Here is a 241-nt window from a genome sequence, read left to right as displayed (position 1 = left end):
TGCTGGGTCGCCAGATCGGTGGGGCGGGAGTCGAGGCGCAGGTACGGCATGCCGCTCGCGATGGCGCCCGACGACACCAGCACGACCTCCGCGCCGCGCTCGTGGGCTGCCGCGAGGGCGTCGACGAGCGGTTCGATCTGGCCGACGTTCGCGCCCGAGATGGAGCTCGAGCCGACCTTCACGACGATGCGCTTCGCATCCGCGATCGCCCCGCGCAGCGCCTCGGGACTCATCGGCCCTC

Annotated in this window: 1 pseudogene; it reads right to left on the bottom strand. The window is 72.6% G+C overall.

Annotated elements, in window-relative coordinates:
- Positions 1-233: pseudogene (locus FJ658_RS15410) on the bottom strand (glutamate 5-kinase); the annotation flags it as partial.
- Positions 234-241: the final 8 nt, after the last annotated feature.

The organism is Schumannella sp. 10F1B-5-1 (assembly GCF_006517535.1).
Classification (GTDB): Bacteria; Actinomycetota; Actinomycetes; order Actinomycetales; family Microbacteriaceae; genus Schumannella.
This window is presented reverse-complemented; position numbering and strand designations above follow the sequence as displayed.